The 14,013-nt window shown below is 35.3% G+C and carries 13 protein-coding genes and 2 pseudogenes; 11 read left to right on the top strand and 4 right to left on the bottom strand.

What is annotated here, in order from left to right; all coding sequences use genetic code 11:
* The first annotated feature begins 587 nt into the window (after nucleotides 1–587).
* Nucleotides 588–932 (top strand): cupin domain-containing protein, encoded by a 345-nt coding sequence (locus ACIQ7N_RS22245; protein ID WP_402936297.1) that lies wholly within the window; start codon nucleotides 588–590, stop codon nucleotides 930–932.
* A gap of 224 nt (nucleotides 933–1,156) precedes the next feature.
* Here ACIQ7N_RS22245 and ACIQ7N_RS22240 read toward each other — a convergent pair whose 3' ends face one another.
* The 3 genes and pseudogenes from ACIQ7N_RS22240 to ACIQ7N_RS22230 all read right to left on the bottom strand — a co-directional run.
* Nucleotides 1,157–1,936, bottom strand: coding sequence for an aminoglycoside adenylyltransferase domain-containing protein (locus ACIQ7N_RS22240; protein ID WP_402936295.1), 780 nt, complete (start codon nucleotides 1,934–1,936; stop codon nucleotides 1,157–1,159).
* A gap of 15 nt (nucleotides 1,937–1,951) precedes the next feature.
* A complete protein-coding gene (locus ACIQ7N_RS22235) occupies nucleotides 1,952–2,536 on the bottom strand; it encodes a TetR/AcrR family transcriptional regulator (protein ID WP_402936293.1) in 585 nt (194 codons plus the stop codon).
* A gap of 360 nt (nucleotides 2,537–2,896) precedes the next feature.
* Nucleotides 2,897–3,106, bottom strand: a pseudogene (locus ACIQ7N_RS22230) (LysR family transcriptional regulator); the annotation flags it as partial.
* Between the two features lie 110 nt (nucleotides 3,107–3,216).
* Here ACIQ7N_RS22230 and ACIQ7N_RS22225 point away from each other — a divergent pair.
* The gene (locus tag ACIQ7N_RS22225) at nucleotides 3,217–3,630 is read left to right on the top strand and encodes a tautomerase family protein (RefSeq protein WP_402936292.1); all 414 of its coding nucleotides are present in this window, start codon (nucleotides 3,217–3,219) and stop codon (nucleotides 3,628–3,630) included.
* Nucleotides 3,630–3,944, top strand: coding sequence for a carboxymuconolactone decarboxylase family protein (locus tag ACIQ7N_RS22220; protein WP_402936291.1), 315 nt, complete (start codon nucleotides 3,630–3,632; stop codon nucleotides 3,942–3,944). The genes ACIQ7N_RS22225 and ACIQ7N_RS22220 overlap by 1 nt, the downstream gene beginning before the upstream one ends.
* Before the next feature lie 476 nt (nucleotides 3,945–4,420).
* Here the strand turns inward: ACIQ7N_RS22220 and ACIQ7N_RS22215 are convergent, their stop codons facing one another.
* Nucleotides 4,421–4,639, bottom strand: a complete 219-nt coding sequence (locus ACIQ7N_RS22215; RefSeq protein ID WP_402936290.1) for a hypothetical protein — start codon at nucleotides 4,637–4,639, stop codon at nucleotides 4,421–4,423.
* Between the two features lie 257 nt (nucleotides 4,640–4,896).
* Here ACIQ7N_RS22215 and ACIQ7N_RS22210 point away from each other — a divergent pair, with 257 nt between their 5' ends.
* From ACIQ7N_RS22210 to ACIQ7N_RS22175, 8 genes and pseudogenes are all read left to right on the top strand, one after another.
* Complete coding sequence (locus tag ACIQ7N_RS22210) at nucleotides 4,897–6,666, top strand: glycerophosphoryl diester phosphodiesterase membrane domain-containing protein (RefSeq protein WP_402936289.1); 1,770 nt, start codon at nucleotides 4,897–4,899, stop codon at nucleotides 6,664–6,666.
* Nucleotides 6,667–6,884: 218 nt separating this feature from the next.
* Nucleotides 6,885–7,817, top strand: a complete 933-nt coding sequence (locus ACIQ7N_RS22205; protein WP_402936288.1) for a stalk domain-containing protein — start codon at nucleotides 6,885–6,887, stop codon at nucleotides 7,815–7,817.
* Between the two features lie 218 nt (nucleotides 7,818–8,035).
* Nucleotides 8,036–8,468, top strand: a pseudogene (locus tag ACIQ7N_RS22200) (NUDIX hydrolase).
* A gap of 223 nt (nucleotides 8,469–8,691) precedes the next feature.
* Nucleotides 8,692–9,180: an isochorismatase family protein gene (locus ACIQ7N_RS22195; protein ID WP_402936287.1), complete on the top strand. Its 489-nt coding sequence runs from the start codon at nucleotides 8,692–8,694 to the stop codon at nucleotides 9,178–9,180.
* A gap of 14 nt (nucleotides 9,181–9,194) precedes the next feature.
* Nucleotides 9,195–9,740: a GNAT family N-acetyltransferase gene (locus tag ACIQ7N_RS22190; RefSeq protein ID WP_402936285.1), complete on the top strand. Its 546-nt coding sequence runs from the start codon at nucleotides 9,195–9,197 to the stop codon at nucleotides 9,738–9,740.
* Nucleotides 9,741–9,953: 213 nt separating this feature from the next.
* Entirely contained in the window at nucleotides 9,954–11,900 is a 1,947-nt protein-coding gene (locus tag ACIQ7N_RS22185) for a primary-amine oxidase (protein WP_402936283.1), read from the top strand.
* Nucleotides 11,901–11,922: 22 nt separating this feature from the next.
* On the top strand, nucleotides 11,923–12,468 hold the full coding sequence (locus tag ACIQ7N_RS22180; RefSeq protein WP_402936281.1) for a hypothetical protein: 546 nt from the start codon (nucleotides 11,923–11,925) through the stop codon (nucleotides 12,466–12,468).
* A gap of 14 nt (nucleotides 12,469–12,482) precedes the next feature.
* Entirely contained in the window at nucleotides 12,483–14,003 is a 1,521-nt protein-coding gene (locus ACIQ7N_RS22175) for an aldehyde dehydrogenase family protein (protein WP_402936279.1), read from the top strand.
* The last annotated feature ends 10 nt before the right edge of the window (nucleotides 14,004–14,013 follow it).

Raw genomic sequence — 14,013 nt, 5'->3', positions numbered from 1 at the left:
CCTCTCCCAGCCGTAGTATTCAATACCCGTTCTGAGTACATTTTCATCTTCTGTGGTGTAGCGCTGGTTTTTGCGCTACATGGATGGCTAACGGGGCAGAATAGTGGAATAACGATGTTAGAACATTTAATATAAAGTATCAATACTTCTTGGTAGGTGAAATCAGTGTATTTTAAAGCATTTTTAAAAAAGAATAAAACAGATATATTAATTTATTCATCAGCTATGATTCTTGGATGTGTTTCAAGTTATATATTTGTTAATGGACCAGTAATGTGGACAGGTCCTATTGGGTGTATTACCGGATATACAGTATTATTCTTTCGGGAATATAGAAAATTCAAAAGAGATACTAAAAAATCAAATAAACTATTACATAATAGAGGGAGTTTTAAATACTATTAAGAATGTGAATAAATACACTCAAACAAACGAAACGAATACAGAGTTTAAGACCAAGCACCGAAGTCAATGGTGCTTTTCTTATTGAGCTAACGAGGCAGAATAGTTGAAGAAGAAAAAGGAATTTTAGTTCTATTGTCGAATTTAGTCATTAAAGAGGATTAGATTAGGTAAGGAGAATGAGAATGCAGAAAAATGGTCAATTAAAGGTATACAACCTAAATGAATTAATAAAAAACCAAAGTGACTACACAAATTTTATTGTAAGTGAAGTAAATGATCACGCTCTTAGAATAGCTGTGATAAATGGAGAATTTCACTGGCATAAACACGAGAATTGCGATGAGTTATTTTATGTATTAGAAGGTGAACTTTTCATAGACTTAGAAAACACTGAAACAGTTTCATTGAAACCTGGAGAAATATTTACTGTACCTGCCAATACAATGCATCGGACTCGTTCAAACGAAAGGACAGTTAATATGTGTTTTGAAAAGACAAGTAATGATATTAAAGGGAGCAACAGTTAAGTTTATTCAATCAATGGTGTTTTTCAAGTAACTGGTTCAAGAGTTTAAGATCAAGCTGCCGAAGTCAAAGGCAGCTTTTCTTATTGAGCTAACGGGGTGCTTTACTTAAAGATGGGATTCCACAGAGAACCCATCTTTTTCTTATTCAACTAACGATGCAGTTTAGTTAAAGTAGCAGGATTAATGAAATTGCCTTTTGTGAATAGAACGGGACCGATTCCATATTATCTAGATAAAAAAGCTTGATTACAATACTCTCTCAAAGAATTTATAAAATAGATCGTTGCATTCTTTCGTTCCCATCGATTTTTATAATTGGACTTGACTTGAACTCTCCCTCTAATTCTAAGCGCCTCATGAAGAATGTCAGAATACCTTAAATCAAAGTCCTTGATCACTTCTGCACAGGCCAGTTCCTTTGATGTAATCTTTCCTGTTTTCAATGTATAGTACACTCGACATAAGGTTAATACAATGAACTCAATCCAAAAATCGAATAAAAACAAATAGCTTCGGGAAGCTTTACTCGCTATATAGTAGTTAAGATTGTACTCCATCTCCTGAATAACATCTTTCCAATCTATATTTGAGTAATAAGTAGAAAAATTCGGACCGTAAACAGCATATGAATCATGGACAAGCTGATAAACCGCAATTTTCATAAGCTTTCTTTTTCCCTTACACTTTGTACCCTCAAAAAACGGGAAAGATTTATGTAACTGTAATTGATTCTGCTCATCCAAAGATAAGTACTCACATTCAAACTTTTTGACCAATGGACTTTTAGCTTTAACCTCCTTATGAAGGTACGATAGTTTTATTAACCCTTCGCCTGTCAATTCCCGACTAAAAACTGTAACAAAATCAATATCACTGCTTTCAGGATGAAAGGCACCTATAACATTTGAGCCATATAAATAGACTCCAAGAACTTGATTTGGAAACATTTCGTTCAACCTTCTACTATATAGCGTCATTACTTTCTTGACTTCGTTATGGATCATATTTCTTTAACTCCTTTATGTTTCAATTAGCTTAATTCCTTGTTTTACAATCCCTTCCCATAATGGATATTTTTCAGGCTCAAGCATAATCATCGTAAATCCACTTAGGAAAGATAAATAAGCCCACGTTTTATCGCGAAGTTCTTGTTCGGTTTCATTTAATCTAGAGCGCTTTTTCAACAATCCAGTCATTCTCTCCACAAACTCATAAGTGATGGAAACTGCTTCTTGCTGTAACTCTGGGAACCTACCCGATTGGGAAAACAGGTATTGTAAAATTCGTAGGTTTGATGGATCTTCACGATATTGCTTCACGTGATGCCTCACCATCTGCTCTAAGTGTTCTGACAGTTCTAGACTTTCTGGTAAATAAAATTGTCCTTTTCTAGTCTCCTGAACTGCTTCTTTAACGGTATTCTCAAACAAGTCCTCCTTGTTAGGAAAATACAGTAAAATCGTAGCAGGATTAATACCTATTGCCTGTCCTATACTAGAAAGAGTAGTCTTAGAAAACCCCTCTCTTGGAAATTGCCTTTTCGCTTCTTTTAATATGACATTTCGCTTCTCTAGTCGCTGTTGATTGTTGACTGTTCTTGCCATTCATCATCCCTCACAATACATTAAATAAATAAACGCTTATTTATTTAATGTAATCGAATTACATATGAAAGTAAATACTTTTTAACTCACAGAGTTGATTTTCATCTACTAGACAAGAGAAACCCAACTAATCTTCTTATGTGAAAGTAACTGGGTTTTAAAGTTATATGTGCAATATAGCACTTAAAAAAGGTGCAAAATAAATCCTAAAGTGATAGATGAGCTTAGTGATTGTGAATAAATGTACTTAAACTAACGAGTGCTTTAGTAAAAGAAGAAAGGGTTCTACATATTAGTCATATCTAATATGTAGAACCCTTTAAATTTTCTATCTTTTTTAAAATTAGGTCTTGATAAACCTAAGTTATCTACTTCCTCTACAAATAAAGTACCTTCATCTGTTAATTTGGCATCCCACCCTCGTTCAAATAAAAGAAAGCCAAGTTCCTTTTCTAGTTTTTTTATATGCGTTGTTACGGTTGACTGAGCATAGTTTAATTTTTTTGCCGCAAGTGAAAAAGTTCCTTCTTCAACAATTGTTTTAAATGTCTTTAACTCTTTTATTTCCATTTTGACACCTCATCTTCATCGGTTTTATTGATAATAATGTGATTTTTTTTCAATTATACAAATCAAAGTCACGGAAGTAAAATATAGCTTATAAGAAAGGGAGTGAATATATGCCGTTTGTCCATATTTATTATCGAGAAGATCTACTCAATTCAGAAGACTTAAAAAAGGTGAGCAATGGTATTCATCATGCATTAATTGAACATTTTAAAATTCCGGAAGATGATTATTTTCACATGTGTTTATCTTACCCATCTAATCAATTTTTTTACGATCCGGATTATCTCTTAGAAGGGGAGAAAAAGAGATCCGATAAAATGGTACATATCTCCATTACATGTGCGCCAGGAAGAACAATAAAGCAGAAAAAGAATTTGTATCAATCTATTTCGGAAGTTTTCTATCATCATTTAAACATTTCTACAACTGATATTTTTATTACATTGATAGAGTCACCAGCAGAAAACTGGTCATTTGGCCAAGGAATGGCACAAATGGTTATTACAAAGGAGGAAAAAGAGTAGTGAATGATCGTATCGAATCCAACATATCAAAGAAAATGAGAGAGATTGCTCCCGATTTTGTTGATTACAGTGAAAACATATTATTCGAAAAAGTATGGAGAGATTCTACGTTAACATTAAAAGAAAGAAGTTTGTGTACACTATCTGCTCTAATGAGTATTGGTAATACTGAACAACTACGATTTCATCTACAATTGGCCGAAAAAAATGGAATTAATGACAAGGAAATTATTGCTTTGATAACACAAATGGCCTTTTATGTGGGATGGCCAAAAGCAGCTGGAGCGTTAAACGTAATAATGAGTGAAAAATGAACCATATTGTATTTTACTTTAATGCATCTATTTAACAAAGAACGTTACTATATGAAATCTAACTTATAGAAGAAATAATATAAAAGAAGTGAAGACTTCGTTTAAAACAAGTGAAAGAAATGATTCTGGCTTGTGTTTTCAAAGTGTTTTACTCTTTCACACAGCAAACTTATTATGCTGTCGCTTCGCTTTCGCGCAAAAAAAGCATTTGTTGCCCCGATGCCCCCTGGAAAGAGCGCAGTCGTAACGGAAATCAACCTGTGTTTTGCCGTAGAGTCTTTTATAACATCTTAATTCATTGACATAATATTTTTATAAGAACATGAAGAGGCTGGGACAAACTAAATGGTTTCTTTATAAAGCCGAATAGAAAAACCGAACTATACCGAAACACTTCATAAGCGTTTCATTGGATAGTTCGGTATTTTTGTTGGCTGAAACACATTTCTCCGAGCCTCTTTTTCATTCCTTAGGAGCTAGCGTCTTTCTGATAAATTTTCCAATTGTTGCTCAAGTATTGTCACTCGTACTGTTAAATTCTCTACTTGTTGCTGAAGTGTTTCTTGTGGAGGCGAAGGAGCAGTCGATTTCATTCTTTTAATCGTATGAATCATCACGAAAAATATCGCTAGGAAAATGACAAAAAGTACGGTTGTACTAATAATATCACCAAGATGAAACATTGTTTGTCTCATAATTATTAGCCCCCTTATTTTGTATCGATTCTATTATTTACCGAGTTACATACAAAAAAGTTTCAAAAAAATATTTATAGACACTAAAAATACAGAAATCTTATCATTTTTCCTTGCATATTATATGGAACAAATTGTATTTCAAGAGCAGAAAATAATTAGAAATAAATGACTTTACATATCGTATAGGAAGAGCTTATAAAAATCCGAAAGATGCTTAAGATAGGGGATACGATAGGTATGACTGAGGTGAGTAAATGCATAAAGAGGGACAAGTAATGCGACAAGCTGTCTACAATATTTATATGTATCGCATCGATTATATACAGGTTTTCGCGCTGATTAAGTTATTTCAGTTTTTATTAATTGTTCCAATGACGGCTATCGTATTTAAGCTAATGCTACGAGTAACGGGCTACACACATATTACGGAGCAAAATATTCAAAGTTTTATGGTGCATCCCTTTGTCATTTCGATGTTTCTTTTTTTGATTGTGCTTATTTTTCTATTTATTTATTATGAAATGGGCTTTCTTTTTTTAATGGCTTTTTATCAACAACGGGGAATTCGATATCGATATCTACACATATGGCAACAGCTCAATCGTAAGGTACTTTCTTTTTTTAGTATTCAAATCATTTTTTTATTTATTTATATTGCACTTTTATTGCCATTAGCTTCATTTATATTTCCACTAACGTTAACACAAGCAATGACCATTCCGCACTTTTTGACAGATGAAATAATGAGTAGTCGTTCGGGTCGTTTACTTTATTTCGCTATGGTAATTGTTTTAGTAATAGTGGGCATACGTAGTATATTGGCTTTGCCGATCTTTACAATCCAGCCCAAAATATCACTATGTCGTTCATTAATATACAGCTGGCGTTTTTCAAAGCGGGACTTGTTAAAACTTCTTGGATTATTAGCTATGCTAGTTACAGTTCTTTTACTTGTGATGCTTGGAATTACACTTATAAGTACTTTGCCATTATATATGTTGGAGCGTTTGATACCGAGTACAGCACTTGTCACAGCGGGGATTACTATTGCTTTTTTAGAAATGGTTTTCGTCGTGCTATTTAGTATACTGCAAGCAATGATTTCACAAGTAATGGTGGCCTTTACTTATTACACCCCTTTAAGCAAGACAAGGTTTACACCGAAATTTCGAAGAAGGCGCTATAAGCCATTGTTATTTATCATTTTGTTTGTTTTTATCGCATTAAGTGTGATGAATATTATTTCGTTAGAGAAAAGTGTTTATGCACCAGATACAAAAATTATTGCTCATCGTGGCTACACAGAGGGTAATGTGGAAAATACAATCAGTGGCCTTGTCAGCGCAGCAAGTGCAGGTGCAGACTTAATCGAGGTCGATATTCAGCAAACGGTAGATGGACAATTCGTTGTATTTCATGATCGAACATTAAGAAGACTTACAGGTAAAAATGGCGTTATAGCCAATATGACACTCGGTGAATTAAAGACGTTAACGATTCATGCTAATGGTTTTAATGACAAAATTTCATCTTTAGATGATTTTATTGAAATAGCAAAAGCTTTAAATGTTTCCTTACTGATTGAATTGAAAGTTCATGGTAAAGAAACAGAAGATGTATTGCCCAAGTTAGTAGAAAAACTAAAAGCTTATAAGGTGCTCGATACGTATTATGTGCAATCATCAGACCCACAAATGATGTCACAGTTAAAAAAATTGGCGCCGAATTTACGTGTAGGGATTGTCTATGCATTAAATATCGGGCCGATGGATGAAACAGTTGATTTTATATCACTTGAGGAAGCTTGGGTAACAGATCAGCTGATTTCAGAGATGAAGCAACAAAAAATTAAACTGTTTGTCTGGACATTAAATAAAGATCAGTCATTACACAATTTTATTCGGAAAAATGTCAATGGCGTCATTACCGATCTCCCAGATATGGCTTTGAAAATAAGGAAGAAACAAAACGAGCGGGAATATTTTTTACAGCGTATATTAAATCTTCTTCAATTTATGTTTTAAACTAATACGATTAAAGCAATAACGTGCGCGAAGCAAGGAAATACTCGCGAACCGAACAAAATACTCATCCAGCCAGCATATGAGAAAGCTGTGATTCTTTACCGTAAAAGAATCACGGCTTTTTTAGCGGATTAAAATAAATGATGGCAATAGTGTAACCTTTTTCTTTTATAGCCGACTACTACTATGAATTCGTGAAATGAAGGAGATGCTTTTTTATGAAAATGACGAAAGTCGTACCATTTGCCATGTCAGCATTATTAATCGGGGGCGCTGTAGTAGCTCCAACTGCATCAGCAAACGAAGGAAAAGCGGTTGTGACGAACGCTACTGATAATAATGAGCAAAATCCACAAGTTCAACCTATTTTTATTAAAATAGCTGGAACAATTGAGCGTGTTGAAAAACGTGACGATTCAACATATTACACTGTAAAAGAGGAAGACAATACAAATGTTTTTGTCGTAAATGACGAAACACTAGTTTTCGATAATACTGGTAAAGAAGTTAAACTACAAAAAGGTGATAAAGTAACAGCATACACATATGCAAATAAGCCAATGCTGATGATTTATCCACCACAATATAACCCAGAGGTAATTATTGTTGAAACAAAAGAAATGGGAACTGTAGAAGTAGACTTTTTCAATAAAGAATTAGTGAATACTGATAATACGTTAAAACTAAATATTGGTAAAGAAACGGAATTACTTAGCCTGTCTGGTAAAAAAGTAAAGGCAGAGGATTTAGCAGAACAACATTTACTAGTGTTCTATACAATTGCAACAATGAGTATCCCAGCACAAACACCACCTTCAAAAGTTGTCGTTTTAGATACGATTGCACAAGAGCCAGGAGAAGTGGATCCATCTAAAGCTGCAGTACAAGAAATTATTAATAAAGACTTTTATGAGGTCGAAGGTACTAAAATGGTACCACTACGTTTAATTGCCGAAGAGTTGGGCTTTAAAGTAGAATCAACAGGAAATGGTGCAATTATTTCTAAAGGCGCATTATCTTATACAATTACACGTGATCAAAAAGAATATGGCTATAATAAAGCACTTCGTTATTTTAAAGTAGCACCAGCTTTATTAGAACCAACAAAAACATATGTACCAGTTGAATTTGTTGAAGAGTTAATGAAATAAAACAATTGAACTTCTTCTTGTCAAGTGACGGAGGAAATAGTGGAAAATATTTTGAGCGGCTTAATCCCTTTAAACTAATGGGCTTAAGCCGTTTATTCGTTTTTGCTAACATTCGTCCTACCATGCAGAAAAATACTTGCGGTAGAAAAAATCGAAAAAGGAGAAGACTCTTCTGATGCAGAAAATACATATAAAATACTTTTTTAGGAGGCGATAATATGTTTATCGTTAATGTGGAAGCTGCAATATACAAAAATAAAAAATGGCTGTTAATAAAACGTAGTGAAAAAGAGGAACATGCAGGGGCAGTATTGTCTCTTGTTGGTGGGAAGGTCGAAAAGGAAGGGTTCACAACAAATATTTTAGAAAGAACACTTATAAGGGAAATTGCCGAAGAAGTTGGGGTGGAGGTTTCAAATCTAAGGTATGTTAATAGTTCCTCCTTCTTGACAGATGCTGGTATTAGTGTAGTAGACATCGTATTTCTTTGTCAACATCAGCACGGAGAAGCTTTTGCAAAGAGTCCTGGTGAAGTTGACAGTGTCGTGTGGATGACAACTGAACAAAATACTCGATAATTCTTCTATACCAAATTATTTAAAGGAGAATATAAAACTTGCTGACAAATTAGTACTTGCCACCCAAGGGTAGAGGAAAACATCACGTCCTGTGATATCCCTTCGTACCAACATCGTGACTCATCATTCACCCACTTGAACAAGATCATCTAAAATGGAAATCTCCCTCTCTTTTCATAATTCTCTTTAAATGGAAAAAAGTTTTTTGTACAATGAAAGAATTAAAGTCAGACTCCAAAAGGAGAACTATATGAAGCAGGCATTAATGATAGTGGATATGCAAAGAAGCATTTTTTTTGGATAGTGAAAACTACTTATTTGATTACGAAAAAGTACTAGAAAACATTAATATGTTACTAACCTGGGCACGGCACAGCGAAGTTCCAATTATTTTTATCCAGCATACGGATTCAAATAAAGATGACGATTTTGCATTTGGCAAACCAGGCTGGGATCTATATCACGGACTTCTACGACAACTAGATGATAAAGTAATTCAAAAAACAACATGGGATGCATTCTATCAAACGGAATTAGCGCAATACTTACAGGAACAACAAATTGAGCAGCTTATTTTCGCTGGTGCTCAAACAGAATTTTGTCTTGATACGACCATCCGAAATGCCTATAGTCATGGATACCATCATAATATTTTAGTGGAAGGTGCACATACCACCCTAGATAGTCACGTATTAAACGCACAACAAATTATAAAGCACCACGAGTCCGTTTGGCACAATCGATTCGTGAACATTGAGCCAAGTACTATCTTTAAAACTAAGTAAAAGAGGTTTCAATAATGCGCATAAACAGCCAAGAATTTAATATAAAGGAACTTCATTATACAATTAGATCTGCCAATATAGAAGATGCTCAAGCATTATCAGATCTGAGGCTACAACTTGATGGAGAGACGGAAAACTTCGATAGAGAACAAGGGGAAGGCTTTATCGATACGACAGGATTTGAAGAAATCATAAAGGAAGACACGGTAAGTCCAAGGAATTTGTGTTTAGTAGCAGTAGTTGATAATCGCATTGTCGGATTTTCTAGATGTGAGGGGTTTCCATTAAAAAGATTTGCTCATAAAGTAGAGTTTGGTGTAGGTGTTTTAAAGGAATTTTGGCGTTATGGAATAGGAAAAAACCTCCTAGAAGCATCGATTGAATGGGCTGACACGAATGACATAAAAAAAATGGCCTTGAATGTTGTAGAGACAAATGACAAAGCAATTTTGCTCTATAAAAAGCTTGGCTTTGAAGTTGAAGGCGTCTTAAAAAGTGATAAATTCCTTTCAGATGGCAACTATTATAATACAATTGTTATGGGAAGAATAAAGGAATAACTTTAAAATAAACCCAGCTAAGCAAATAGGTGCTTAGCTGTTTCTTATAACAAAAACAGCTCGATTTTGCGAAGGTGGGTAATACGTAAAGTAGAAAATATCGTATATTTTTAGCTAAAAATCAACCTATCTATAATAATGCCGTTATTTACAATCACTTCACTGAATTTTCTGATTATAATGAAGGGGAACAAATTATAAGGGGTTGATAGGATGTCAGTAAAGGTTAATCCAAAAGTTGAGCTAAGCCACCCATTATCACCATTATCTGAAGTAGAAATTGAAAAAGCTGTTCAAATTGTCAAGGAACAGCAACAGTTGTCTGAACATGTACGATTTATGTCGGTCATGTTACATGAACCTAAAAAATCAGAAGTACTAAATTACAAACCAGGTAATACGGTAGATCGCCAAGTATTTTTAGTGATTTTAGATGATAAAGAATTGAAAACATTTGAAGCAGTTGTAAATTTAACTTCAGAAAAAGTTGATTCCTACGAACATATCCCTGGTGTACAACCGAATGTTGCCCTAGAGGAATTTGAGCAATGTGAAGAATTAGTAAAGAGCCACCCTGATTTTGTAGCAGCTTTACAGAAACGTGGCATTGACAATCCTGATTTAATTATGGTGGATCCTTGGTCAGCAGGGAATTTTGGCGTTCAGGAACATGAAGGTAAACGTTTACTTCGTGCGATTTGTTGGCAAAAACAATCATTAGAAGATAACGGATATGCATACCCTTTAACAGGTATTGTATCGTATGTAGACCTAAACAAAATGGAAGTTTACAAAGTAGAAGATCATGGGGTACGTCCAATTCCAACAACATCAGGGAATTACCATCCTGAAGTTGATGAATCCATTGTGTTTAGAAATGACTTAAAACCATTGGAAATCATTCAACCTGAAGGTCCAAGCTTTACAGTTGAAGGTAATTTGATCAAATGGCAAAAGTGGAGTTTCCGCTATGGATTTACTCCACGAGAGGGCCTTGTATTATACACAATTAATTACCATGACAAAGGCAAGGATCGTCCAGTTCTTTATCGTGCAGCATTATCAGAAATGGTCGTCCCTTATGGTGAACCAACATTTTCGCATAACACACAAAATGCCTTTGATGCTGGTGAATATGGCATGGGTCAATTAGCCAATTCGTTAGAGCTAGGTTGCGACTGCTTAGGAGAAATTCAATACTTTGATGGTGTTGTAGCTGATGTTAAAGGAAAGGCGCGTACGATCAAAAATGCCATTTGCTTACACGAAGAAGATTACGGGATTGGTTGGAAACATACAGATTGGCGTACAGGCCATGTAGAAGTACGGCGCTCACGTCGTCTAGTGATTTCATTTTTCTGTACAGTTGGCAATTATGATTATGGCTTCTATTGGAGCTTCTACCAAGACGGTACGATTGAAGCTGAAGTCAAACTAACAGGTATTTTAAACACTGGTACATGTGAGGATGGCATTCAAACAAAATATGGATCTGAGATTTCTCCAGGATTAAACGCATCACATCATCAACACTTCTTTAATTTCCGACTTGATATGATGCTAGACGGTGAAAATAACTCAGTAGTTGAAACAGAAACAGTATCAGAAACATTGGGAGAACACAATCCGAACGGCAATGGTTTCTATCCTATTTCACGTATTTTTAAAACGGAGAAGGAAGCGTTACGTAATTTAGATTTAAAAACGCAGCGTACTTGGAAAATTATCAATAAAAACTCACTTAACCGGGTGAATCAACCGGTTGGATATAAAATTTTGCCTGGTGAAAATTGCTTCCCATTTGCTCATGACGAAGCAAGCGTTATGAAACGTGCTGGTTTCCTTAAACATCATTTACACGTTACGCAATTTGATGAAAATGAAAAATATGCAACAGGTATGTATCCAAATCAACATGCTGGAGGAGATGGACTCCCAAAATACGTTGAGAATAACCGTTCAATTGATGATGAAGATATCGTCGTTTGGTACACAATGGGCCATCATCATATTCCGCGACCTGAAGATTGGCCTGTCATGCCAACTGCTTACATCAATTTCCAATTAAAACCGGTTGGATTCTTTGATCGAAACCCAGCGATAGACGTTCCTAGACCCGCCAAGAAGTGTCATACAACGTCGCCTTGTCATATACAATAAAACGCTTACGAGGAGTGATAATATGCTACCATTCCTAAGCATGTTGGTAATTGTTACTTTTACGGTAATCACTAACCGTTTATTAAAACAGCGTTTTGCCAATCATGGCATGGCCAAGTGCTGTATAATGCTGATTTCTATGACAATGAGTACTGCTGTTGGGATGAATATGGCTACCTGGCTTTCCGATATGGTACTAGGTGCAATAGCATCTATTATTATTTCTATTGCCTTAGGCTATTTACTATCAATAGGGTTACCATTGTACCTATTCATGGAAAGTGTAGGATCTAGCTTTATGGGAGCAATGATGGGCGTGATGCTAACATTAATGACCTCTCAATATTTAACATTAAGCATTATCTTTTTTACAATGATGTTTATTGTAAGTGCTATCATTTCTATCGGTGTATGGAATCGTGAAATGTTTCCTGTCTTTATAAAAGCCATTCCAAAGCATATTTACATTGTGGCTAGTGTAATGATTTGTGTACTAGTAGTAAGTAGTTTTGAGATTCAACATGAGGTGCCTGTAAAAGAAGAACAACAGCATTATAATCATCATTAAGGGGGTCGATCATTATGGTAAAGGTAAATGTTAAACCGAGTATTGAAGAGTTTGGCATTCAATTCAAAGGGCAATATGACAATTTTATCGGTGGTGAATGGGTAGCACCTGTAAATGGAGAGTATTTCGATAATAGTACACCTATCACGAAAGAAGTATTTACACGAGTAGCCCGTTCAACAAAAGAAGATGTAGAGCTAGCATTAGATGCCGCTCATGAAGCCCAAAAAACTTGGGGGAAAACACCCGTAGCAGAACGGGCACGAATCTTACTAGCCATTGCTGATCGTATGGAAGAAAATCTTGAAAAAATTGCAAGGGTAGAAACTTGGGATAATGGGAAAGCGATTCGTGAAACAATGTATGCTGATATTCCATTGGCAATTGATAATTTCCGCTATTTTGCAAGTGCCATTCGCGCACAACAAGGGCAAGTGACACCTATTGATGGGGATACAGTAGCTTACCATTACCAAGAACCTATTGGTGTAGTTGGCCAAATCATTCCATGGAACTTTCCTATTTTAATGGCAGCTTGGAAACTGGCGCCAGCACTTGCTGCAGGAAATAGTGTTGTCTTAAAATTAGCAGAACAAACGCCCGTATCATTCTTATTCGTAGTTGAACTTATTCAAGACCTATTACCAAAAGGTGTCTTAAACGTCATTAATGGTTTTGGTGTAGAGGCAGGAAAAGAGTTAGCTTCAAGCCCACGTATTGGCAAAGTGGCCTTTACGGGTTCTACAGCTGTCGGCAAACTAATTATGAAATATGCATCTGAGAATCTAATTCCTGTTACACTAGAGTTAGGTGGCAAATCGCCTAATATCTTCTTTGAAGATGTCATGGATGCTGATGACGGATATCTAGATAAGGCGATTGAAGGATTAGTTATGTTTGCTTTAAATCAAGGTGAAGTTTGCACTTGTCCATCTAGAGCCTTGATCCATGAGTCTATTTATGATCGTTTCATGGAAAAAGCCATTGAACGAGTAAAGCAAATTAAAGTTGGTAATCCATTCGAACTTGAAACAATGATGGGTGCACAGGCTTCAGAAGAACAACATAAAAAAATTCTTTCTTATTTTGAAATTGCCAAACAAGATGGTGCAGAATGTTTAATCGGTGGTGCCGAAAATCACCTTGATAATTTAGATGGTTATTTTATTCAACCAACTATTTTTAAAGGCCATAACAAAATGCGTATTTTCCAAGAAGAAATTTTCGGTCCTGTATTGGCAGTGACTACGTTTAAAACCTTTGAGGAAGCGATTGAAATCGCAAATGATACGATGTATGGATTAGGGGCAGCTGTATGGTCACGTAATACAAACATTACCTATAAAGCAAGTCGAGAGATCCAAGCAGGACGTGTTTGGATAAATACGTATCACCAATACCCTGCAGGTGCAGCATTTGGCGGTTATAAAAAGTCAGGTATCGGTCGAGAAAATCATTTAAAAGCTTTAGAATCGTATCAATCAACTAAATGTGTCTTAGCTAGTTACAATGAACAAGCGCAAGGATTCTTTTAATTTTACCTAA

Source organism: Lysinibacillus sp. NPDC095746 (assembly GCF_044763535.1).
Lineage (GTDB): Bacteria > Bacillota > Bacilli > Bacillales_A > Planococcaceae > Lysinibacillus.
The sequence above is the reverse complement of the archived record's forward strand: the minus strand, read 5'-3'. Positions and strand labels throughout refer to the sequence as shown.

What these genes read in the sequence shown, in the direction of transcription:
- ACIQ7N_RS22235 (WP_402936293.1), bottom strand. Translation starts at nt 2,536, where the DNA reads ATGGCAAGAACAGTCAACAATCAACAGCGACTAGAGAAGCGAAATGTC.
- ACIQ7N_RS22225 (WP_402936292.1), top strand. Translation starts at nt 3,217, where the DNA reads ATGCCGTTTGTCCATATTTATTATCGAGAAGATCTACTCAATTCAGAA.
- ACIQ7N_RS22190 (WP_402936285.1), top strand. Translation starts at nt 9,195, where the DNA reads ATGCGCATAAACAGCCAAGAATTTAATATAAAGGAACTTCATTATACA.
- ACIQ7N_RS22215 (WP_402936290.1), bottom strand. Translation starts at nt 4,639, where the DNA reads ATGAGACAAACAATGTTTCATCTTGGTGATATTATTAGTACAACCGTA.
- ACIQ7N_RS22245 (WP_402936297.1), top strand. Translation starts at nt 588, where the DNA reads ATGCAGAAAAATGGTCAATTAAAGGTATACAACCTAAATGAATTAATA.
- ACIQ7N_RS22175 (WP_402936279.1), top strand. Translation starts at nt 12,483, where the DNA reads ATGGTAAAGGTAAATGTTAAACCGAGTATTGAAGAGTTTGGCATTCAA.
- ACIQ7N_RS22210 (WP_402936289.1), top strand. Translation starts at nt 4,897, where the DNA reads ATGCATAAAGAGGGACAAGTAATGCGACAAGCTGTCTACAATATTTAT.
- ACIQ7N_RS22205 (WP_402936288.1), top strand. Translation starts at nt 6,885, where the DNA reads ATGAAAATGACGAAAGTCGTACCATTTGCCATGTCAGCATTATTAATC.
- ACIQ7N_RS22240 (WP_402936295.1), bottom strand. Translation starts at nt 1,936, where the DNA reads ATGATCCATAACGAAGTCAAGAAAGTAATGACGCTATATAGTAGAAGG.
- ACIQ7N_RS22185 (WP_402936283.1), top strand. Translation starts at nt 9,954, where the DNA reads ATGTCAGTAAAGGTTAATCCAAAAGTTGAGCTAAGCCACCCATTATCA.
- ACIQ7N_RS22180 (WP_402936281.1), top strand. Translation starts at nt 11,923, where the DNA reads ATGCTACCATTCCTAAGCATGTTGGTAATTGTTACTTTTACGGTAATC.